At 70.9% G+C, this 18,180-nt stretch carries 25 protein-coding genes; 17 read left to right on the top strand and 8 right to left on the bottom strand.

The window, feature by feature from the left end:
• Position 1: 1 nt before the first annotated feature.
• From ACFYOY_RS40040 to ACFYOY_RS40020, 5 genes are all read left to right on the top strand, one after another.
• Positions 2 to 688 carry a DUF2993 domain-containing protein gene (locus ACFYOY_RS40040; RefSeq protein WP_351901093.1) on the top strand — a complete coding sequence of 229 codons (687 nt, stop codon included), beginning with the start codon at positions 2 to 4 and terminating at the stop codon, positions 686 to 688.
• Positions 689 to 898: 210 nt separating this feature from the next.
• Positions 899 to 979 carry an Ms5788A family Cys-rich leader peptide gene (locus ACFYOY_RS40035; RefSeq protein ID WP_351229977.1) on the top strand — a complete coding sequence of 27 codons (81 nt, stop codon included), beginning with the start codon at positions 899 to 901 and terminating at the stop codon, positions 977 to 979.
• A 153-nt stretch (positions 980 to 1,132) separates the two neighbouring features.
• A complete protein-coding gene (locus tag ACFYOY_RS40030; protein ID WP_351901095.1) occupies positions 1,133 to 1,972 on the top strand; it encodes a sulfurtransferase in 840 nt (279 codons plus the stop codon).
• A 44-nt stretch (positions 1,973 to 2,016) separates the two neighbouring features.
• Positions 2,017 to 2,304: a DUF1416 domain-containing protein gene (locus ACFYOY_RS40025; RefSeq protein WP_028814639.1), complete on the top strand. Its 288-nt coding sequence runs from the start codon at positions 2,017 to 2,019 to the stop codon at positions 2,302 to 2,304.
• A 192-nt stretch (positions 2,305 to 2,496) separates the two neighbouring features.
• Positions 2,497 to 2,754, top strand: coding sequence for a DUF3099 domain-containing protein (locus ACFYOY_RS40020; RefSeq protein WP_014053929.1), 258 nt, complete (start codon positions 2,497 to 2,499; stop codon positions 2,752 to 2,754).
• Between the two features lie 134 nt (positions 2,755 to 2,888).
• On the opposite strand, the gene ACFYOY_RS40015 is transcribed toward ACFYOY_RS40020, so the two are convergent.
• A complete protein-coding gene (locus tag ACFYOY_RS40015; protein WP_014053928.1) occupies positions 2,889 to 3,254 on the bottom strand; it encodes a DsrE family protein in 366 nt (121 codons plus the stop codon).
• Between the two features lie 272 nt (positions 3,255 to 3,526).
• Here ACFYOY_RS40015 and ACFYOY_RS40010 point away from each other — a divergent pair, with 272 nt between their 5' ends.
• The 3 genes from ACFYOY_RS40010 (at position 3,527) to ACFYOY_RS40000 (ending at position 5,700) form a co-directional block, all read left to right on the top strand.
• Positions 3,527 to 4,090, top strand: a complete 564-nt coding sequence (locus ACFYOY_RS40010; protein ID WP_078642748.1) for an FABP family protein — start codon at positions 3,527 to 3,529, stop codon at positions 4,088 to 4,090.
• Between the two features lie 158 nt (positions 4,091 to 4,248).
• Complete coding sequence (locus ACFYOY_RS40005; RefSeq protein ID WP_059145971.1) at positions 4,249 to 4,725, top strand: Fur family transcriptional regulator; 477 nt, start codon at positions 4,249 to 4,251, stop codon at positions 4,723 to 4,725.
• A gap of 9 nt (positions 4,726 to 4,734) precedes the next feature.
• Complete coding sequence (locus tag ACFYOY_RS40000; RefSeq protein ID WP_351901099.1) at positions 4,735 to 5,700, top strand: glycine cleavage T C-terminal barrel domain-containing protein; 966 nt, start codon at positions 4,735 to 4,737, stop codon at positions 5,698 to 5,700.
• Between the two features lie 16 nt (positions 5,701 to 5,716).
• Here the strand turns inward: ACFYOY_RS40000 and dtd are convergent, their stop codons facing one another.
• Positions 5,717 to 6,142, bottom strand: coding sequence for a D-aminoacyl-tRNA deacylase (gene dtd, locus ACFYOY_RS39995; protein ID WP_043237681.1), 426 nt, complete (start codon positions 6,140 to 6,142; stop codon positions 5,717 to 5,719).
• A gap of 146 nt (positions 6,143 to 6,288) precedes the next feature.
• On the opposite strand from dtd, the gene ACFYOY_RS39990 reads away from it, so the two are divergent.
• A complete protein-coding gene (locus ACFYOY_RS39990; protein WP_388592591.1) occupies positions 6,289 to 6,927 on the top strand; it encodes an ABC transporter substrate-binding protein in 639 nt (212 codons plus the stop codon).
• A 173-nt stretch (positions 6,928 to 7,100) separates the two neighbouring features.
• Entirely contained in the window at positions 7,101 to 8,348 is a 1,248-nt protein-coding gene (locus tag ACFYOY_RS39985) for a GNAT family N-acetyltransferase (RefSeq protein WP_388592589.1), read from the top strand.
• A 119-nt stretch (positions 8,349 to 8,467) separates the two neighbouring features.
• Here ACFYOY_RS39985 and soxR read toward each other — a convergent pair whose 3' ends face one another.
• Complete coding sequence (soxR, locus tag ACFYOY_RS39980) at positions 8,468 to 8,929, bottom strand: redox-sensitive transcriptional activator SoxR (protein WP_059145925.1); 462 nt, start codon at positions 8,927 to 8,929, stop codon at positions 8,468 to 8,470.
• A gap of 52 nt (positions 8,930 to 8,981) precedes the next feature.
• On the opposite strand from soxR, the gene ACFYOY_RS39975 reads away from it, so the two are divergent.
• From ACFYOY_RS39975 to ACFYOY_RS39965, 3 genes are all read left to right on the top strand, one after another.
• A complete protein-coding gene (locus ACFYOY_RS39975; RefSeq protein ID WP_351901106.1) occupies positions 8,982 to 9,608 on the top strand; it encodes an NAD(P)H-dependent oxidoreductase in 627 nt (208 codons plus the stop codon).
• Between the two features lie 214 nt (positions 9,609 to 9,822).
• On the top strand, positions 9,823 to 10,053 hold the full coding sequence (locus tag ACFYOY_RS39970) for a TetR/AcrR family transcriptional regulator C-terminal domain-containing protein (protein WP_388592585.1): 231 nt from the start codon (positions 9,823 to 9,825) through the stop codon (positions 10,051 to 10,053).
• Positions 10,054 to 10,187: 134 nt separating this feature from the next.
• A complete protein-coding gene (locus ACFYOY_RS39965) occupies positions 10,188 to 11,024 on the top strand; it encodes an NAD(P)H-dependent oxidoreductase (protein ID WP_388592582.1) in 837 nt (278 codons plus the stop codon).
• Here ACFYOY_RS39965 and ACFYOY_RS39960 read toward each other — a convergent pair.
• The 4 genes from ACFYOY_RS39960 to ACFYOY_RS39945 all read right to left on the bottom strand — a co-directional run bounded on the left by ACFYOY_RS39960 (position 11,021) and on the right by ACFYOY_RS39945 (position 14,295).
• Complete coding sequence (locus ACFYOY_RS39960) at positions 11,021 to 11,554, bottom strand: GNAT family N-acetyltransferase (protein ID WP_351901112.1); 534 nt, start codon at positions 11,552 to 11,554, stop codon at positions 11,021 to 11,023. The two genes, ACFYOY_RS39965 and ACFYOY_RS39960, sit on opposite strands and share 4 nt — an antisense overlap.
• Before the next feature lie 123 nt (positions 11,555 to 11,677).
• Complete coding sequence (locus ACFYOY_RS39955) at positions 11,678 to 12,559, bottom strand: aldo/keto reductase (protein WP_388592578.1); 882 nt, start codon at positions 12,557 to 12,559, stop codon at positions 11,678 to 11,680.
• Between the two features lie 42 nt (positions 12,560 to 12,601).
• Positions 12,602 to 13,891: an RNA polymerase sigma factor gene (locus ACFYOY_RS39950; protein WP_388592575.1), complete on the bottom strand. Its 1,290-nt coding sequence runs from the start codon at positions 13,889 to 13,891 to the stop codon at positions 12,602 to 12,604.
• A 47-nt stretch (positions 13,892 to 13,938) separates the two neighbouring features.
• Positions 13,939 to 14,295 carry a YciI family protein gene (locus tag ACFYOY_RS39945; RefSeq protein WP_351901116.1) on the bottom strand — a complete coding sequence of 119 codons (357 nt, stop codon included), beginning with the start codon at positions 14,293 to 14,295 and terminating at the stop codon, positions 13,939 to 13,941.
• Positions 14,296 to 14,508: 213 nt separating this feature from the next.
• Here ACFYOY_RS39945 and ACFYOY_RS39940 point away from each other — a divergent pair, with 213 nt between their 5' ends.
• From ACFYOY_RS39940 to ACFYOY_RS39930, 3 genes are all read left to right on the top strand, one after another.
• Complete coding sequence (locus ACFYOY_RS39940; RefSeq protein WP_351901118.1) at positions 14,509 to 14,925, top strand: helix-turn-helix transcriptional regulator; 417 nt, start codon at positions 14,509 to 14,511, stop codon at positions 14,923 to 14,925.
• Positions 14,926 to 14,943: 18 nt separating this feature from the next.
• Entirely contained in the window at positions 14,944 to 15,639 is a 696-nt protein-coding gene (locus ACFYOY_RS39935; protein WP_351901120.1) for a hypothetical protein, read from the top strand.
• 120 nt (positions 15,640 to 15,759) lie between these two features.
• Positions 15,760 to 16,104, top strand: coding sequence for a DUF2516 family protein (locus ACFYOY_RS39930; RefSeq protein WP_014053906.1), 345 nt, complete (start codon positions 15,760 to 15,762; stop codon positions 16,102 to 16,104).
• An 83-nt stretch (positions 16,105 to 16,187) separates the two neighbouring features.
• Here the strand turns inward: ACFYOY_RS39930 and ACFYOY_RS39925 are convergent, their stop codons facing one another.
• Positions 16,188 to 17,414, bottom strand: coding sequence for a fused response regulator/phosphatase (locus tag ACFYOY_RS39925; RefSeq protein ID WP_351901122.1), 1,227 nt, complete (start codon positions 17,412 to 17,414; stop codon positions 16,188 to 16,190).
• A gap of 232 nt (positions 17,415 to 17,646) precedes the next feature.
• Between ACFYOY_RS39925 and ACFYOY_RS39920 the strand changes: the two genes are divergently transcribed.
• A complete protein-coding gene (locus tag ACFYOY_RS39920; RefSeq protein WP_388592570.1) occupies positions 17,647 to 18,171 on the top strand; it encodes an O-acetyl-ADP-ribose deacetylase in 525 nt (174 codons plus the stop codon).
• The last annotated feature ends 9 nt before the right edge of the window (positions 18,172 to 18,180 follow it).

Raw genomic sequence — 18,180 nt, 5'->3', positions numbered from 1 at the left:
CATGCGCGCACTACGCATCACCTTGATCGTCGTCGTGATACTCGGCGGCCTCTTCGTGGCCGCCGACCGCATCGCGGTGTACATCGCGGAGTCGAAGGCCGCAGACAAGATCAAGAGTTCGCAGGGCCTGACCACCACGCCCAATGTCTCGATCAAGGGCTTCCCCTTCCTCACCCAGGTCGCGGGCAAGGAGCTGGACGAGGTCGACGTCGATGTGGACGGGCTGACCACGGCCACGGGGGACGGCCGCAGCGTCCGGGTCACCGAGCTCGACGCGAAGCTGCACAACGTCCGCATCTCGGGCAGCTTCTCCTCGGCCAGCGCCGACCGCGCCACCGGCTCGGCCCACATCAGCTACGCGGACCTCTCGCAGGCCGCCGGTCCGGGGGTGACCGTCGGCTACGACCCGTCGGGGTCCAACAAGGTCAAGATCACCGGCAGTCTGCTGGGCCTCAGCCTCACCGCCCACTCCCAGGTCACCATCGTGAACGGGACCACCATCCGGCTGCACGCCGAGTCCATCCCGGGCGGCAGCATCCCCCAGTGGGAGGACAAGGTGCGCGAGAAGGCCGACATCGAGCGGAAGATCGAGGGACTGCCCACCGGCATGCGGCTCGACAAGGTGGAGACCACCAAGGACGGCATAGACGTCTCGGTCACGGGTAATAACGTCCAACTGACGGGCTGACGCGATCAGCACCAGGGCGCCCGATCTCGCTCCTGGTCCATTCACTGAGACGATCTCGTCCGCATACATGACCGTCCGCGGCCTTCGCCTGCCCGGGCGACCCCGCCCCCAGGGCGTTCACCCCCCTCTCATCTCGCTCTCCGGACAATAATGTCTCACCATTCGACACGCCGGTGACATGCCCGCCTGTCCGTCCCTACGATCGGATGCATGAAGCGACAGGCGGATCTCACGAAGCGGCGGGCAGTCGACCTGTGCCGCGTCGCCGCCATGCTCTGTCGCCCCGTCTGAACGGGACGCGGTCCGGCACGCCTCGGACCGGCCCCCTCCTCGGCCCGTCAGCCGGGCCTTCCCGCACTTTCGCTCGTACGCTCGCCGCACGCCTCGCGTGGCGCCGCGTCGCGAGCGTGCCCGTACCGCCGCAACTGCCCCGGAGGAGAGAACATGAGCCGCAGTGACGTCCTGGTGGACGCCGAGTGGGTCCAGGCCCGGATCGACGACCCCAAGACGGTCATCGTCGAGGTGGACGAGGACACGTCGGCCTACGACAAGAACCACATCAAGAACGCCGTCCGGATCGACTGGAAGCAGGACCTCCAGGACCCGGTGCGCCGTGACTTCGTCGACCAGGCCGGCTTCGAGAAGCTCCTGTCGGAGAAGGGCATCGCCAACGACGACACGGTCGTCCTCTACGGCGGCAACAACAACTGGTTCGCGGCGTACGCCTACTGGTACTTCAAGCTCTACGGCCACCAGGACGTCAAGCTGCTCGACGGCGGCCGCAAGAAGTGGGAGCTCGACTCCCGCGACCTGGTCGCCGAGGTTCCGACCCGCGCGGCGACCGAGTACAAGGCCAAGCCGCAGGACGCCTCCATCCGCGCCTTCCGCGACGAGGTCGTCGACGCCATCGGCTCGCTGAACCTCGTCGACGTGCGCTCCCCCGACGAGTTCTCCGGCAAGCTGCTCGCCCCGGCCCACCTCCCCCAGGAGCAGTCGCAGCGTCCGGGCCACGTGCCGAGCGCCCGCAACATCCCCTGGTCGAAGTCGGCCAACGACGACGGCACCTTCCGGTCCGACGACGAGCTCAAGGAGATCTACGAGAGCGCGGGCGTCGACCTGGCGAAGGACACCATCGCCTACTGCCGCATCGGTGAGCGCTCCGCTCACACCTGGTTCGTCCTGCACGAGCTCCTGGGCCAGACCAACGTCAAGAACTACGACGGCTCCTGGACCGAGTACGGCTCGCTGGTCGGCGTGCCGGTCGAGCTCGGCGCCGACAGCTGACCCCTCTCCCCCGAAAGCGCCCCCGAACGTAAGGACAGACATCCATGTGTGGAGCCAAGGCCGGCGGCCCCGACGCCTCGACGATCAAGCCCGGTGAGACCACCATCCAGGGTTCGGTGACCCGCGACGGCGAGCCCGTCACCGGCTACGTCCGGCTGCTGGACAGCACCGGCGAGTTCACCGCCGAGGTCCCCACCTCCGCGACCGGACAGTTCCGTTTCTACGCAGCGGAGGGCACCTGGACGCTGCGTGCCCTGGTTCCCGGCGGCACCGCGGACCGCACTGTTGTCGCCCAGAAGGGCGGGCTGGCGGAGGTCGCCATCGCCGTCTGACGCGTGACGGCGCGTCGTGACACACGGCCGGAGGGCCGCACCCCGGGGTTGGACGCCTCGGCGGGGTGCGGCCCTCCGTCTGTCCGCGCCCGCCGCCGCGGGGGCCCTCCGCCTGCCGGCGCGGGTCCTTGGTCTGTGGGCGCGGGGGTCCTTCCTCTGTCGGCGCGGCGGTCCCGGACGTACGCTGGAGATATGTACGCGCGACGCCGCCACGCATATTTTTTCCTGATGGGCGCGTGTCTGACGCTCTTCATCTCGGCGTGGGCCTTTGTGCGCTTGTGGTCCGTACCCGCCGCGGTCGCGATGTGCATCGTCGCCATGGTGATCCCGCCCTTGGCCGCCATAGTGGCCAATCGCCGGGGCCCGGACGACCGGTGGTGGGACGAGTCGGGGGACGAGGAATCCGACCGGTGGTGGCGGGAGCTGGACGAGCACAACCACCGGCATTGACCACCAGCACAACCGCCCCGGCCGATCGGGGCCCGGCAGGGGTCACTGACCGGGCCCCGGCCGGGGCGCTCAGGACCGCCCTGGTATCCGGGGCGTTCAGGACCGCCCTGGTATCCGGGGCGTTCAGGACCGCCCTAGTACACGAGCGCCTGGACGCCGTCCGGCATGATCTCGCTCACGAAGACCTGAGCACCCGCGATCCGGGCCCCCTCGATCAGATCCTTCTCCTCGATCTCCCGGCGCGCCGCACACTGGGTGCACACCGTGATCGTGCCGCCGCCCGTAAGGATGCCGTCGATCAGATCCGGCAGCGGCGCCGCATGCGGCAGCTCGAACTCCGCCGCCCGGCCCGGCAGCGCGAACCACGTCGACTCCCCGGTCAGCCAGAGCGAGACCTCGACCCCGCTCGCCGCGGCCACCGCCGCCACCGTGAACGCCTGTGAGCACCGCTCGGGAGCGTCCGCGCCCGCCGTCACCTTGATCACCAGCTTCTTCGCCATACGCCAACCTTAGGGTCGGCACGGCGGGCCGGGCGCCGCACGGCGACCTGTCTCCACCGGGCGCCCCGGCGCCGACTAGACTCGGTGCCGTCCGTCATCTGTTCCGAGGAGCGCGCTCGTGCTTGAGGCTTTCTTCACCACCCTGATGATCCTGGTCGCCGTGGCCACGCTCGGCTTCGCCGCGCTGACCTGGAAGAAGCTGTACCAGGGCCAGCGCTGACCCCCTCCCGCCCGGCCGTCACGGCTCGACTCTCGACAGATCGCCTGAATTCATGATCCAGATTCCCTCCGACCTCCACCCGGACCTCGTGCCGCTCGCCTTCCTCCTGGGCAACTGGGAAGGCGCGGGCGTATCGGACTTCCCCGGGGCCGAGAAGTGCAACTTCGGCCAGGAGGCCACCTTCACGCACGACGGCCGCGACTTCATCGAGTACGTCTCGCACACCTGGGTGCTGGACTCCGAGGGCAAGAAGGTGCGCCCCCTGGAGACCGAGTCCGGCTACTGGCGGATCGACAAGGACCGCAAGGTCGAGGTCGTGATGAGCCGGGACCAGGGCATCGTCGAGGTCTGGTACGGCGAGCTCGCGGAGGGCAAGCCGCAGATCGACCTGGCGACGGACGCGGTGGCGCGCACCGCGCACGCGGCCCCGTACGCGGGCGGCAAGCGGCTGTACGGCTACGTCAACAGCGATCTGATGTGGGTCGGCGAGAAGGCCACCCCCGAGGTCGAGCTGCGCCCGTACATGTCCGCGCATCTGAAGAAGGTCGTGGACCCCCGGGAGTGGGCCAAGGACCTCAAGGACCTGCCGGACGACGGGATCGCCTTCTTCCGCTGAGCGCTTGGGCTCTTGGGCTCTTGAGTGCTTCCGGGCTGTTCCGTCCTGGAGTACGTCCGGGCCGTTCCAGCTGCCGCCGAGCCCGGCTCTTCCGTGCCGCGGCCGGTTCTGCTCCTGTGCGTCCGGCCGGTAACCGCGTGCCCGCCTACACTTGCACCGTGGCGACCACCGACTGGAAGAGCGATCTGCGGGAGCGCGGCTACCGGCTGACCCCGCAGCGCCAGCTCGTGCTCGAAGCCGTCGATCATCTGGAGCACGCCACTCCGGACGAGATCCTCACCGAGGTGCGCCGCACCGCGAGCGGCGTCAACATCTCCACGGTCTACCGCACGCTGGAGCTGCTGGAGGAGCTGGGCCTGGTCAGCCATGCCCATCTCGGCCATGGCGCCCCCACGTACCACCTGGCCGACCGGCACCATCACATCCATATGGTGTGCCGCGACTGCACGGATGTCATCGAGGCCGATGTCTCCGTGGCCGACTCCTTCACCCGGCAGCTCCGGGCGGACTTCGGCTTCGAGACCGATCTGAAGCACTTCGCGATCTTCGGCCGGTGTGCCGCGTGCTCCGCCCGACAGCGCGGTGGAGACGACGGCCAAAACGGCTCCGGTGAGGGCCGAGCCCGCAGGTCGTAGGCTGAGTTCATGAAGAGCCCTTTGCTGTCGCTGCCCGGCGCCGTCCCCGGCGAGGGCCCCGACGAAGGTGTCGCCGCCCACTATGGCGACCTGTTCCGCGAGCAGCGCGCGCTCGCCGACGGCACCGGCTTCGTGGACCTCTCGCACCGCGGAGTGGTCACGGTCAGCGGTGCCGACCGGCTGAGCTGGCTGCACCTGCTGATCACCCAGCACGTCAGCGAACTCCCGCCGGGCCAGGCCACCGAAGCCCTGATCCTCTCCGCCCACGGCCATATCGAACACGCGCTCTATCTCGTCGATGACGGCGAAACGACCTGGGCCCATGTGGAGCCCGACAGCCAGGGCGATCTGATCGCCTACCTGGAGAGCATGAAGTTCTTCTACCGGGTCGACATCGCGGACCGCACCGACGACTACGCGGTCGTCCACCTCCCGGCGGGCAGCATCACCGAGGCCCCCGAGGACACCGTCGTCCGCGAGACCCCGCACGGCCGGGATCTCTTCCTGCCGCGTGCGCGGCTCACCGACTTCGCCGAGGCGAGCGGGCCGGCGATCGGAGTGCTGGCGTACGAGGCGCTGCGGGTCGAGGCCCACCGGCCGCGGGTCGGCCTGGAGACCGACCACCGCACCATCCCGCATGAGCTGGGGTGGATCGGCTCCGCCGTCCATCTGCAGAAGGGCTGCTACCGCGGCCAGGAGACCGTCGCCCGGGTGCAGAACCTGGGGAAGCCACCGCGCCGGCTGGTCTTCCTCCACCTCGACGGCAGCGAGGTGACACTGCCGTCCCACGGCGCGCCCATACGGCTGGCCTCGGAGGGCGAGGAGGGCCGTCAGCTGGGGTTCATCACCTCCTCGGCCCGCCACCACGAGCTGGGACCGATCGCGCTCGCGCTGGTCAAGCGCAATGTGCCGGTGAACGCGGAGCTGATCGCCGACTCCACGGCCGCCGCGCAGGAGACGGTCGTGGAGCCGTGAGCCCGGTGCGGTCGCGCTAGACCTCGATCAGCACCGTGAACGGGCCGTCGTTCGTGAGCGAGACCTTCATGTCCGCTCCGAACCGGCCCGTTTCCACGTGCGCGCCCAGCTTCCGCAGCTGGGCCACCACCTCGTCGACGAGCGGTTCGGCGACCCCGCCGGGCGCCGCCGCGTTCCAGGTGGGACGGCGCCCCTTACGGGCGTCGCCGTAGAGCGTGAACTGGCTGATGACCAGCAGCGGGGCGGCCGTGTCCGAGCAGGACTTCTCTCCCTGGAGGATCCTTACGGACCACAGCTTGCGGGCGAGCTGGGCCGCCTTCTCCGGAGTGTCGTCATGCGTCACCCCGACCAGCACGCACAGCCCCTGGCCGACGATCTCGCCGACCGTCTCGCCGTCCACGACGACGTTTGCCCCGTCCACTCTCTGTACCACAGCACGCATACCGACCATCATGCCGTGCGTCCATCCGGGGCCGATCGGGTGGAGAGCCGCTGCACAGGGAGCATCACTGGTGGCACGATGCGTGCAGGCGGTGCAAGCGGGCAGGAACTGCGGGAATGACGCATCGCTGGAGGGGACGGACACCAATGACCACACCGGGCACCGGCCAGCCCATGGCCACCGAGGGCCTGCTGCCGTCACGGCCGCCGAGCCAGCGCGGGGGGCGGCTGGCCGACTCCGCCGCCGTGACGGCGCCGACCGTGGCTCCCACGTCCGCGGCGGCGAGCGGACTGCACGCACTGCGGCTGCCGGAGCTGCGGGCGCTGCGCCGCGCGGCACAGGGCGAGGAGGCGGATCTGAGCTATCTGCGCAGACTGCTGCAGGGCCGGATCGACATCCTCCGCGCCGAGCTGGGCCGTCGCCGTGACCCGGCGCCCGCGGCCGCCGCGGCGCAGCCGTCCGCCGCGCTGGTGGACCGGCTGCCGGAGATCCTCGCGGACCTCCCCTCACGGCACCGTTCCTCGGCCCGCCATGTCACGCTCGGGACGCCGCAGGGCGCCGAGTACGAGCGGCTGGCCGAGGAGATGCTGGCCGAGGTGGGCCTCTCCGATCTGCGGGCTCGTACGGACGAGGAGCTGCGCGGCGCGATGGCCCGCCTCGTCGGCCATGAGCAGCAGGTGTCGCGGCGGCGGCAGGAGCTGCAGCGGACGGCGGACGGCTGCAGTGCGGAGATCGCCCGCCGGTACCGCGAGGGAGAGGCGCAGGTGGACGACCTGCTGGCCTAGGCGTCCGCGGGGTGCTGCCCAGCCGTCCATCGGGCCTCCCATCGGAGGCTCGCCGAGGCGTCCATCGGGGGCTCGCCGAGGCGTCCACAGGGTGCGGTGTGATGAAAGGACCTGGTCCACAGGCTGGGGAAATCGGCGTGCGGCCGGTGGCGGCTGACGCCTAGCGTGTGGGCATGGCCGTCGAACTCCGCACCCCGCTCTCCGATTCCGATCTGACCAGCTGGACCATCGCGCTCAACACCGGCTTTCTGCGTCCGCCGGCGGCGCCGAAGGAGGAGGTGGAGCTGCGGCGGGAGCAGATAGACCTGTCCCGTACGCAGGGGGTCTTCGACGGGGACCGCTGTGTCGCCACCTTCCGCAGCTTCGCGCAGCGGCTGACGGCGGTCGGCGGGGCGGACGTCCCCGCCGACGCGATCAGCAATGTCGCGGTGTCGCCCACCCACCGCCGCCGGGGGCTTCTCAGCCGGATGATGGAGCACGATCTGCGCGCCGCCAAGGAGCGGGGCGACGCGGTGGCCACCCTGATCGCGGCCGAGTACCCGATCTATGGGCGGTACGGCTTCGGCCCGGCCACCTGGATCACCGAATGGCAGGTGGACGTTCCCCGCGCCGGTCTCGACCCGCGCCACTCGGCTCCGGTGGACGGCGGCCGGGTCGACTTCGCCGACGCCGACGAGGTGCGGAAGCTGGGCCCCGCACTGCATGAGCGGCTGCGCGCCCGGCAGCACGGCGTCATCGACCGCCCGGACGGCTGGTGGCGGACCAGCACCGGTCAGCGGCGGTTCCCCAACCGCCCCTGGACCGAGCCGTTCCATGTCCTCTACCGCTCCCCCGACGGCTCGGTGGACGGACTGCTCGCCTACACGGCGGACGACCGCTGGGAGGGCAACAAGCGGCCGCACAACACCGCCACCGTGCTCGAGCTGGTGGGAGTCACCCCGGCCGCCGAGCGGGCGCTGTGGCACTTCCTGCTCTCGGTCGACTGGGTGACCCGGGTCAACACCGGCCGACGCGCCCCGGACGATCTGCTTCCACTGCTGCTCGGCGATCCCCGCGCCGCCCAGGTCAGCATGCACGCCGACTGGCTGTGGCTGCGCCCGCTGGATGTGCCCCAGCTGCTGGAGACCCGTACGTACCCGGTCGAGGGCTCGCTGGTGCTCGAGCTGCACGACGGCGCCGGGCTGGCCGGTGGCCGCTATTTCCTGGAGGCGGGCCCCGACGGCGCGGCGTGTGCGACCACGGGCCGCCCGGCCGACCTGACCATGGACATCGGCGAGTTGGGCACCCTGTGGCTGGGCGACGAGTCGGCGGTCCGGCTCGCCTCGCTGGGCCGGATAGCCGAGGAGCGCCCGGGCGCCGCCGCACTGGCGGACCGACTGCTGCGGACGCCGCGACGCCCCTGGTGCCCCGATAGCTTCTGAGGTGGCGGGAGCGTGCGGGCCCGGTGGCCGGCGCCCACCCGATCGGCACCGGGCGATCGGCACCGGGCGGCCGACGCTGAGCTATCGGCACCGGGCGGCCGACGCTGAGCTATCGGCGCTCAGCAGCAGGACTTGAGCAGTCGGCGCGCGCCCGCGCCCTGCTCACCGAGCCGGTCATACGGGTTGGCCAGCGCGCATTTGTCGATCGACAGACAGCCGCAGCCGATGCAGTCGGTGAGGTGGTCGCGGAGGTTCTCCAGCTGTTCGATGCGCTCGGTGATGTCCGCGTGCCAGCACTCCGAGATCCGGGCCCAGTCCTCCTTGGTGAGGACGTGATCCTCGGGGAAGAGCCCCAGCACCTCCCGGATTCTCCCCAGCGGGATGCCGACGCGCTGCGAGGAGCGGACGAAGGCGACCCGGCGGAGCGTATCGCGGGTGTAGCGGCGCTGATTGCCGGAGGTGCGTCGGCTGTGGATCAGCCCCTCGCGCTCGTAGAAACGCAGCGCGGAGGCGGGGACTCCGCTCCGCTGTGAGAGCTCGCCGACCGTGAGCTCATGGGTCTTCCAGGTCAATTGCGTCATGGGGCCGAGGGTAGCTTGACTTCAACCTTTGTTTAAGTCCGAGGCTCTTCCCATGGCTACTGACACCGCCGTCTCCACGGCCGCAGCCCCTACCGACACCGACTCCCCCATCCGGCTCGCCGTCATCGTCGGCAGCACCCGCGACGGCCGCTTCGGGCCGAAGGTCGCCGAATGGTTCGCCGGCCATGCGACGCTCCGCTCCGATATGACCGTCGATGTCGTCGACCTTGCCGAGACCCCGCTGCCCATGGACCTCACCCACCGGCCCGGCCCCGAGGACCTCGCGGCTCTGGAGGCCGTGACGCCCCGGCTGGACGCGGCCGACGCGTTCGCCGTGGTCACGCCCGAGTACAACCACAGCTACCCCGCCTCCCTGAAGAACGCGATCGACTGGCACTTCACCCAGTGGCAGGCCAAGCCGATCGGCTTCGTCTCCTACGGCGGCATCTCCGGGGGCCTGCGCGCGGTCGAGCATCTGCGGCCGGTCTTCGCCGAGGTCCACGCCGTGACCGTCCGGGACACGGTCAGCTTCCACAACGCGCACGGGCTCTTCGAGGAGGACGGCCGGCTGAAGGACTCCGAGGGTCCGGACACCGCCGCCGGGGCGATGCTCAACCAGCTCGCCTGGTGGGCGCGGGCCCTGCGCACGGCTCGCACCACCCACCCGTACGGCACCTGATGCCCCCCGGCGGCGCCGACCCCGTCGGCTCCCGTCGACCGGCGCCGCCGGAAACCTGGCTCAGGCGGTGCGGCGGCGGAAGAGCGCCCCCGACAGCCCGGCCGTCACCGCCAGGATTCCGCCGCACCACAGCTGCCGGGCGCGACCGACAGATCGACGCCCGCGAGCACCTTCACCGCTCCGTAGGACTTCTCAAGGCCGCTTGCCTCGATGGTTGACCGATGGGCCATGGTTCAGCCGGCGCAGCGGGGACAGCCTCGAAACCTCCATGGCGGCCTGGGCCAGGCCGCTGGGGAAGCTGACCGACGCCGAGCGCTTCCCTGCGGTGACGGCGGCGCTTCGGGCGGGGGAGCTGGACACCCCGGGCGGCCCGGACGACGAGTTCGTCTTCGGCCTGGAGCGGATTCTCGACGGTGTGGAGGCGCTGGTCAGCGCGCGGAGCTGACCGTCTGGCGCCTGGAGCCCCGCACCCGCCGCACTGCCCGCTGGCCGCTACCCCCGCCCGCCTGGCCAGATATTTGCACATCCTGGCCATCCAGCCACTCGTCGGCTCCGGGCCCGTTTCCCAGCATGGTGGTCATGAATGTGCTGTGGATTTTCGCCCACCCCGAACAGCGCTCCCTCAGCGGGGCGTTGCGCGACGAGGGACTGCGCGCCCTGGGGGAGGCGGGCCATGACCACCGGCTCTCCGATCTCTACGCGATGCGCTGGAACCCCGTGGTCGACGGCGCCGACTTCCGCCATGACGCGAGCGAACGCCTCATCGTCGGGGCCGCCTCGCAGCGCGCCTATGACGCGGGGACGCTGAGCGAGGACATCCGCGCCGAACAGGAGAAGATCGCCTGGGCCGACGCGCTGATCGTGCAGTTTCCGCTCTGGTGGTACGGCATGCCCGCCATCCTCAAGGGCTGGTTCGACCGCGTCTTCGTCAAGGGCTTCGCCTACGGGGTCAGGGGGCCGGACGGACGCACCCTGCGCTACGGGGACGGCAAACTGGCCGGCAAGCGCGCCATGGTGGTCCTGACCGCGGGGGCGCCCGAGGACACCATGGGGCCGCGCGGTGTCAACGGCGACATTGGCGATCTGCTGTTCCCGCTGCACCACGGCACCTTCTGGTACAGCGGTATGTCCGTGCTGCCGCCGCATGTGGTCTACGGCGCGGACCGGGTACCGGACGAGGCGTACGAGGCCCATGCCGCCGCGCTGCGGAAGCGGCTGGCCGACCTGCCGACAGAGGAGCCGATCCCGTTCCGCCGCCAGAACGGCGGGGACTACGACGAGCGCCTGGTGCTCCGGCCCGGTGTGCTGCCGGGCCGGACCGGTCTCTCCGTGCACTACGCGTGGCCCCAGGCCCCGCGCGCCCAGGGCGCCTTGAGCGACGAGGGCCAAGGCCCTCGGGGCGCCTTGAACAGCTAGGAGGGCGAGCGCAGCTCCAGCCGCCAGTCGTTGCACCGCATCATCGTCCCCAGCGGGTACTCGACCTCGCACTCGCCGACCAGGGTGAACCCGGCCTTGCGGCACACGCCGTTCGACGCGGGGTGGCCGACGGACGGATAGGCGTGCAGATACCGATGGGCCCGCTGGGCCGCGGCCGCCCGGGCGATCTCCCTCGCGGCCGCGGCGGCGATCCCCCGCCCCTGGAACGGCGGCAGCACGGCCCAGCCGGTCTCGTACACCGACTCACCCCGCCACTCCCGCTCCCAGTACCCGATGCTGCCGACCGGCTCCTCCTCCGGCAGCAGCACGATCCGGTACATCCGCCCGGCGCCCGGCCCGGTCAGCTCGGCGTACCGCCGATGGCGGACCAGGATCTGCTCCTCGCTCTCCGGTCCGCCCAGGTGGCTCGTCATCTCCGGGCTGTTGACGCCACGCAGCAGCTCGAGGCAGGACGCGCTGTCCTCCCACGGCTCGAGCCGCACCCGCACCCCGCTCGTCCCACCGGACATCCGCCGCCTCCCGTCGTCAGCACAGCCTGCGCCCGCGTTCCGCTCATTCGACCACGGAGGTACGACAACGGCGCCGCGCCCAGATCCGGACCCGGCCCGGCGTCAGTCGGCCCGGGCCCGGCGTCAGTCGGCCACCGGCTCCAGCAACGCCAGGTCGTCCTCCCCGAGGGCGATCCGCGCCGCCGCCATGTTCTCCTCGAGGTGGGCCGGCGAGCTGGTGCCGGGGATCTGGATGATCGCGGGCGAGCGGGCGAGCCCCCAGGCGAGGGCGATCTGATGCGCGGTCGCGCCGTGCCGCTCCGCGACCGTCCGCAGGTGCCCGCTCTCCAGGGCGGTGTGGCCGCCACCCAGCGCGAAGAACGGCATATAGGCGATCCCGGCCCCGGCGCACTCGTCCACCAGCGCCCCATCGGCCTGATCGAGCACCCCGAACCGGTTCTGCACCGCCGCGACGGGCGCGATCGCGCGGGCCTCGGCCAGCTGCTCGGCGCTCACATTGCTCACCCCGAGCCGCCGCACCAGCCCTTCCTCCCGCAGCGCGGCCAGCGCGGCGAACCGCTCCCCGAGCGGCACCTCGCCCACCGCGTTGAGCCGCCCCACCCGCAGGTAGACCAGGTCGAGCGCATCGACGCCCAGCTGCCGCAGGTTCTCCTCGACCAGCCCCCGTAGCTGCTCCGGCCGCGCCTCCGCGTACATCTCGCCGGTCGCGGTGCGCAGCGGCCCGACCTTGGTGGCGATGGTCACGTCCTCGGCGTACGGGTGCAGGGCCTCGCGCAGGATGTCGTTGGCCCGCTCGGTGGCGGAGAAGTAGAAGGCGGCGGTGTCGATATGACGGGCGCCCAGCTCCACGGCCCGCCGTGCGACCGCCACGGCCGTCGCACGCTCGACGGCGGGACCGGCCCACCGCCCCGGCAGCTGCATCGCGCCGAAGCCGAGCCGACCGGCCGGTGCCGAAAGGTGAGAGAACAAGGACGAAGACGAGGAAGATGCGGGAGATGAGTTCATGGGGCAGCATGCGCACCTTTTCGCCCCGACCACAAGATCGGATCAGCCCGAGGACCGCTCCAGCAGCAGCGCCCGCTCACGGGCGTTACGGGTCAGGGCCGCCGCCCGGGCGAACTCCGCCCGGGCCTCCTCATGCCGCCCCAGGCGCTCCAGCAGATCCCCGCGGACACTCGGCAGCAGGTGGTAGTCCTTGAGCGCCGGTTCCTCCGCCAGCGCCTCGACCAGCTTCAGACCCGCCGCGGGCCCTTCCGCCATCGCGACGGCGACCGCCCGGTTGAGCTCCACCACCGGGGACGGGACCAGCGCCATCAGCCGGCCGTAGAGGGCTGCGATGGCCGTCCAGTCGGTGTCCTCGTAGCGGATCGCCCGTGCGTGACAGGCGGCGATGGCGGCCTGGAGGGAGTACGGGCCGTGGCCCGCCCGCTGCAGGGCCTCGACGCCCCGGCGGATGAGCAGGCGGTTCCACTTGGTGCGGTTCTGGTCGGCGAGCAGCACCGGCTCACCGCCGGGACCGGTGCGCGCCGCGATACGGGAGGACTGGAACTCCAGCAGCGCGGCCAGTCCGTGCACTTCGGACTCCTGGGGCAGCAGCCCGGCCAGGACCCGCGCCAGGCGCAGCGCGTCCTCGCACAGGGCCGGGCGCACCAGATCGTCACCCGTGGTCGCGGAGTAGCCCTCGTTGAAGACCAGGTAGATGACTTCCAGGACCGAGGAGAGCCGGGCGGTCCGGTCGTCGCCGTACGGCACTTCGAAGGGGACGTCGGCCTGGGCGAGTGTCCGTTTGGCCCGGACGATGCGCTGGGCGACCGTGGGCTCCGGGACCAGGAACGCGCGGGCGATCTCCTCCGTCGTCAGCCCGCCCAGCAGCCGCAGGGTGAGCGCGACCCGGGCCTGGGTCGACAGCACGGGATGGCAGGCGGTGAAGATCAGCCGCAGCAGATCGTCGTCGATGTCCTCGGCGGTCCGGGCGAGATCCGCCGGGTCGGGCGGTGAGACGTCCTCCAGGGCCCGCCCGACCTCCGCCAGCTTGCGTGCGTAGGTCTCCTTACGGCGGACGAGATCGATCGCACGGTGCTTGGCGGTGGCCATGAGCCAGGCGCCCGGATTGTCCGGCACACCCGACTCCGGCCATCGCTCCAGCGCGGTGACCACGGCGTCCTGCGCGAGTTCCTCGGCCAGCCCGACGTCCCGCACGATGCGGACGACGCCTGCGATGATCCGCGCGGACTCGATCCTGAAGACCGTTTCGACCGTCTCGGCGATGTCAGCGGTTTCGGTCGTTTCGGCTGTTTCAGCCGCTTTCGCCGCATCAGCCGGGCTTGCTGCCGTCACGGCCCCTATCAGAGCAGCCGTATGGGGACGGAGCAAGCACTGCCGGCTCAGCCCGCGACGATCTCGCGGACCTCGACGGTGATGGTCCAGAACTCCTCATGGGTCCGCAGGAACCGCTTGGCCCACTCCACGGCCTCGGCCTTGTCCTTGGCCTGGACGATGGAGTAGCCGCCGATGACCTCCTTGCTCTCGGTGAAGGGGCCGTCGGTGCAGCTCACCTTCCCGCCGGACCAGGTGACCCGGGTGCCCTCGGAGGTCGGGGTGAGCCCGGCCGTGTCCAGCATGACCCCGGCCTTGGTCATCTCCTCGATCAGCGCACCCATCCGCTCCATGAGCTCGGGGCTGGGGCCCTCGGCGGGGGCGTTCCGCTCATCGACGCGGATCATCGACAGATAGCGCGGCATGGTGACTCCTCATTCAGCAGACGAAGCGAGATTCGGCACGGAGGCCGGGGGCTTCCCCCGGCTCTCACCCCTGCGTCGAACGGGCGCCGCCCGGATCGACAGACCTCACGAGTTTTTTTCGCCGAGGCCGCACCGGCGGGCCCCGCCATGACACGCGCCACTATTGCAAGCAAATGCTTGCAATAGTTAGCACACCTGTTGCAGCATCGAGGCATGGCATCACTCAACGTCGGCAACCTCGGCGAGTTCCTGCGCGAGCAGCGGCGCAGTGCGCAGCTGTCACTGCGGCAGCTGGCCGATGCGGCCGGGGTGTCCAATCCGTACCTCAGCCAGATCGAGCGGGGGCTGCGCAAGCCGAGCGCCGAGATCCTGCAGCAGCTGGCGAAGGCGCTGCGGATATCCGCCGAGACCCTGTACGTACAGGCGGGGATCCTCGACGAGCGGGACCGCGAAGAGACCGAGGTGCGCAGTGTGATACTCGCCGACCCCTCGATCAACGAGCGGCAGAAGCAGGTACTGCTCCAGATCTACGAGTCCTTCCGCAAGGAGAACGGGCTCCAGACCGCCTCGGACGACCTCTCCGACCCCTCCGACACCTTCGGCGCCGACGTCGCCACACCCTCGAACTGATCCGGGAGGACCATCACCATGGCCATCACCGACGACGTACGCAAGACCCTGACCGACCCGACCCCGCTGTACTTCGTGGCGGGCACCGCCGATCTGGCCGCTCAGAAGCTCAAGGAGGTGCCGTCGTTCGTCGAGAAGATCGTCGCCGAGGCCCCGGAGCGCCTGAACGCGGTGCGCAACACCGACCCCAAGGTCGTGCAGGAGCGGGTCTCCCAGCAGGCCAAGGAGGCCCAGGGCAAGCTCAACGAGATGCTGGGCACGCTCGACACCGACATCAAGCGGCTGCGGGACACGGCGCAGGACATCGCCCTGCAGGGCGTGGGCCGGGCCGCCGAGCTGGCCGTGAAGGCGCGGGAGCGGTACGACGAGGTGGCCGAGCACGGCCAGGAGGTCGTGCGGACCTGGCGCGGTGAGGCGGCCGACGAGGTCGTCGACATCGCCGGTGCGATCGAGCCCCATGAGGGGCGGGACGGCAACGCGGCGGCCCGGTCGAAGGCCCCGTCGCAGTCGGTCGCCATGGACTCGTCCAAGGAGGCGCCGAAGTCCGCGGCCAAGCCGGCCACCCCGGCCCCGTCGAGCAACTCCGGCCACTCGGGTCACTCAGGCGCGCAGACGTCCGCGGCCTCTTCGTCCTCGCAGGCCAAGAAGGCCCCGGCGCGCGGCAACAAGCCCGCCACCCCCGCCAAGCGGCCGGAGCCGAAGTCGGCCGGCTGACGAGCGCACGTCCACGACCGGGCCGGGTACGCCGGGTACGCCCTGCGTGCCCGGCCCGATGGGCGGGTACGGTGGCCCGCAGAGACGCGTCCCATACATATCTTCTAGGCGGTGGATGGCGTGCTGGTTGAAGGCTTCGGCAAGCTGATGTACTGGGTCTCCTGGGCCCTGCTCCTCTTCAGCCTCTTCGCCTTCGTCGACTCGGCGATCCGCCGGGATGACGCGTACCGGGCGGCGGACAAGCAGACCAAGGCGTTCTGGCTGATCATCCTCGGTCTCGCCGCCGCGGTGAACTTCTTCATGGGAATCCTGGACTTCCTGCCGATCATCGGGCTCATCGCGACGATCGTGTACATCGTCGACGTCCGGCCCGCGCTGCGGCAGGTCTCCGGCGGTGGCCGCCGCTGGCCGCGCGGCCGCGGCTCCAGCTCCGACGGTCCTTACGGCCCCTTCAACGGCCGCTGAGACGGGTCGAACAGCCGACAGCGGGCAGGGCGAGCGTCCGGCAGCGGACGCCGGCAGACAGACAGCGGACGGACCGCGGCCGATCAGCCGCGGTCCAGCAGCAGCACCGCCAGATCGTCGGTCAGCTCCCCGCCGTTCAGCGACCGCACCTCGGTGACGGTCGCGTCCAGCAGCTCCTCGCCGCGCCGTCCCTCCGCGACCTGGCGGGCGACGATCTCGACCATTCCCTCCTGGCCGAGCCGCTGCACCCCTGTTCCGACGCGGCCCTCGATCAGCCCGTCGGTGTACATCATCAGGCTCCATGCCCCGCCGAGCTCGACCTCGCGGCGCGGCCAGCGGGCGTTCGGCAGCAGGCCGAGCGCCGGGCCGTTCTCGTCGGTGGGCAGCAGCCGGGGCGCCATGCTCGGGCGGATCGCCAGCGGTGAGGGGTGCCCGGCCAGGCAGACCCCGGCCCGGCGGCCGTCCGGAGCGATGTCGACCGTGCACAGTGTGGCGAAGATCTCATCGTCGGCGCGTTCGTTCTCCAGCACCTGCTGAAGGGTACCGAGCAGCTGATCGCCGCAGAGCCCGGCGAACGTCAGGGCGCGCCAGGCGATGCGCAGCTCCACCCCGAGGGCGGCCTCGTCCGGGCCGTGACCGCAGACGTCGCCGATCATCGCGTGGACCGTGCCGTCCGGAGTGCGGACGGTGTCGTAGAAGTCGCCGCCGAGCAGGGCCCGGCTGCGGCCGGGCCGGTAGCGGGCGGCGAAGCGCAGCCCCGAGCCGTCCAGCAGCGGCGTGGGCAGCAGTCCGCGCTCCAACCGGGCGTTCTCCTGGGCGCGCAGCCGTGACTCGGTGAGCTGGCGCTGGGCGAGGTCGGCGCGTTTGCGCTCGACGGCGTAGCGGATGGCGCGGCTGAGGATCCGGCCGTCCAGCTCGCCGCGGAAGAGGAAGTCCTGGGCGCCCACCCGCACCGCCTCGGCGGCGCGCTCGGCGTCGTCCTCCGCGGTCAGGACGAGGACGGCGTGCAGGGGCGCGAGCCGCAGCACCTCGTGCAGCGCGGCCAGCGAGTCCGCGCCGTCGCGGCCGGGGCCCGGGAGGGCCAGGAGGATGCACTGCACCCCGTCGGTGAGCAGCCGACTGGCCTCGGTGAGATTGCGCGCCGTACGGATGCGGACTCGGTTACCCTCGGTATCCAGCATCTCGGGAACGTTGAAGGCACCGGACGGATCGTCCTCGATCACCAGCAGGGTGAGCCCGTTGTCGGGCAGGGCGGCGGGACCGGCCTGCGGGGCCGGTGCCTCCCGTTGCCTCGGCACGGGTACGGACATCGCTCGATTCCTTCCCTCCCCCCGAGGGCGCGCACCGCCGACTGGTGGAGCACAGTGGGATTCCGGTACGCACACCGACTGGTCGGTTTCAGCGGCTCCAGAGCGCGGGTACCGGATATTGCCAGGCGACCTTAGCGCTAGGCGGCCGTTTCATGGAATGACCTCCAGGCACCGACTTTTGTCATATGCCGCACGTCAAGCGGGACTTGGTGGCCCGGGAGACAATCCCGGGATGACGAACATCACGCTGGCACTGGGGGACATCACCGAGCAGAGCGTGGACGCGGTCGTGAACGCGGCCAACTCCTCCCTGTTGGGAGGGGGTGGCGTCGATGGAGCCATCCACCGAAAGGGCGGATCCGACATTCTGGATGAATGCCGCGATCTGCGTGCGTCCCACTACGGCAAGGGCCTTCCGGCCGGGCAAGCGGTCGCCACCACGGCCGGCCGGCTGCCCGCCCGCTGGGTGATCCATACGGTCGGACCGGTCTTCTCCACGGCCGAGGACCGCTCGGCCACGCTCGCCTCCTGCTACCGCGAGGCACTGCGGGTCGCCGATGAGCTGGGCGCCCGTACGGTCGCCTTCCCGGCCGTCTCCACCGGCGTCTACCGCTGGCCCCTGGACGACGCGGCCCGGATCGCGCTCAGCACCGTCCGCGATGCGGACACCGCGGTCACCGAGGCCCGCTTCGTCCTCTTCGACCAACGCGCGTACGACGCCTTCGAGACGGCCCTGAACGGGCTTCCGCCAGCCTGAGGCGACCGG

It is taken from the genome of Streptomyces sp. NPDC007875 (genome assembly GCF_042868035.1).
In the GTDB taxonomy this organism is placed as follows: domain Bacteria; phylum Actinomycetota; class Actinomycetes; order Streptomycetales; family Streptomycetaceae; genus Streptomyces; species Streptomyces antimycoticus.
This window is presented reverse-complemented; position numbering and strand designations above follow the sequence as displayed.

Excerpts from the sequence above, each read along its gene's own strand:
- ACFYOY_RS40040 (WP_351901093.1), top strand. The coding sequence starts at position 2 with ATGCGCGCACTACGCATCACCTTGATCGTCGTCGTGATACTCGGCGGC.
- ACFYOY_RS40035 (WP_351229977.1), top strand. The coding sequence starts at position 899 with ATGAAGCGACAGGCGGATCTCACGAAGCGGCGGGCAGTCGACCTGTGC.
- ACFYOY_RS39985 (WP_388592589.1), top strand. The coding sequence starts at position 7,101 with ATGGCCGTCGAACTCCGCACCCCGCTCTCCGATTCCGATCTGACCAGC.
- dtd (WP_043237681.1), bottom strand. The coding sequence starts at position 6,142 with ATGCGTGCTGTGGTACAGAGAGTGGACGGGGCAAACGTCGTCGTGGAC.
- ACFYOY_RS40000 (WP_351901099.1), top strand. The coding sequence starts at position 4,735 with ATGAAGAGCCCTTTGCTGTCGCTGCCCGGCGCCGTCCCCGGCGAGGGC.
- ACFYOY_RS39935 (WP_351901120.1), top strand. The coding sequence starts at position 14,944 with ATGGCCATCACCGACGACGTACGCAAGACCCTGACCGACCCGACCCCG.
- ACFYOY_RS39920 (WP_388592570.1), top strand. The coding sequence starts at position 17,647 with ATGACGAACATCACGCTGGCACTGGGGGACATCACCGAGCAGAGCGTG.
- ACFYOY_RS39955 (WP_388592578.1), bottom strand. The coding sequence starts at position 12,559 with ATGAACTCATCTCCCGCATCTTCCTCGTCTTCGTCCTTGTTCTCTCAC.
- ACFYOY_RS40030 (WP_351901095.1), top strand. The coding sequence starts at position 1,133 with ATGAGCCGCAGTGACGTCCTGGTGGACGCCGAGTGGGTCCAGGCCCGG.
- ACFYOY_RS39925 (WP_351901122.1), bottom strand. The coding sequence starts at position 17,414 with ATGTCCGTACCCGTGCCGAGGCAACGGGAGGCACCGGCCCCGCAGGCC.
- ACFYOY_RS39940 (WP_351901118.1), top strand. The coding sequence starts at position 14,509 with ATGGCATCACTCAACGTCGGCAACCTCGGCGAGTTCCTGCGCGAGCAG.
- ACFYOY_RS40025 (WP_028814639.1), top strand. The coding sequence starts at position 2,017 with ATGTGTGGAGCCAAGGCCGGCGGCCCCGACGCCTCGACGATCAAGCCC.
- soxR (WP_059145925.1), bottom strand. The coding sequence starts at position 8,929 with ATGACGCAATTGACCTGGAAGACCCATGAGCTCACGGTCGGCGAGCTC.
- ACFYOY_RS39990 (WP_388592591.1), top strand. The coding sequence starts at position 6,289 with ATGACCACACCGGGCACCGGCCAGCCCATGGCCACCGAGGGCCTGCTG.
- ACFYOY_RS40010 (WP_078642748.1), top strand. The coding sequence starts at position 3,527 with ATGATCCAGATTCCCTCCGACCTCCACCCGGACCTCGTGCCGCTCGCC.
- ACFYOY_RS40015 (WP_014053928.1), bottom strand. The coding sequence starts at position 3,254 with ATGGCGAAGAAGCTGGTGATCAAGGTGACGGCGGGCGCGGACGCTCCC.
- ACFYOY_RS39945 (WP_351901116.1), bottom strand. The coding sequence starts at position 14,295 with ATGCCGCGCTATCTGTCGATGATCCGCGTCGATGAGCGGAACGCCCCC.
- ACFYOY_RS40020 (WP_014053929.1), top strand. The coding sequence starts at position 2,497 with ATGTACGCGCGACGCCGCCACGCATATTTTTTCCTGATGGGCGCGTGT.
- ACFYOY_RS39975 (WP_351901106.1), top strand. The coding sequence starts at position 8,982 with ATGGCTACTGACACCGCCGTCTCCACGGCCGCAGCCCCTACCGACACC.
- ACFYOY_RS39960 (WP_351901112.1), bottom strand. The coding sequence starts at position 11,554 with ATGTCCGGTGGGACGAGCGGGGTGCGGGTGCGGCTCGAGCCGTGGGAG.
- ACFYOY_RS39965 (WP_388592582.1), top strand. The coding sequence starts at position 10,188 with ATGAATGTGCTGTGGATTTTCGCCCACCCCGAACAGCGCTCCCTCAGC.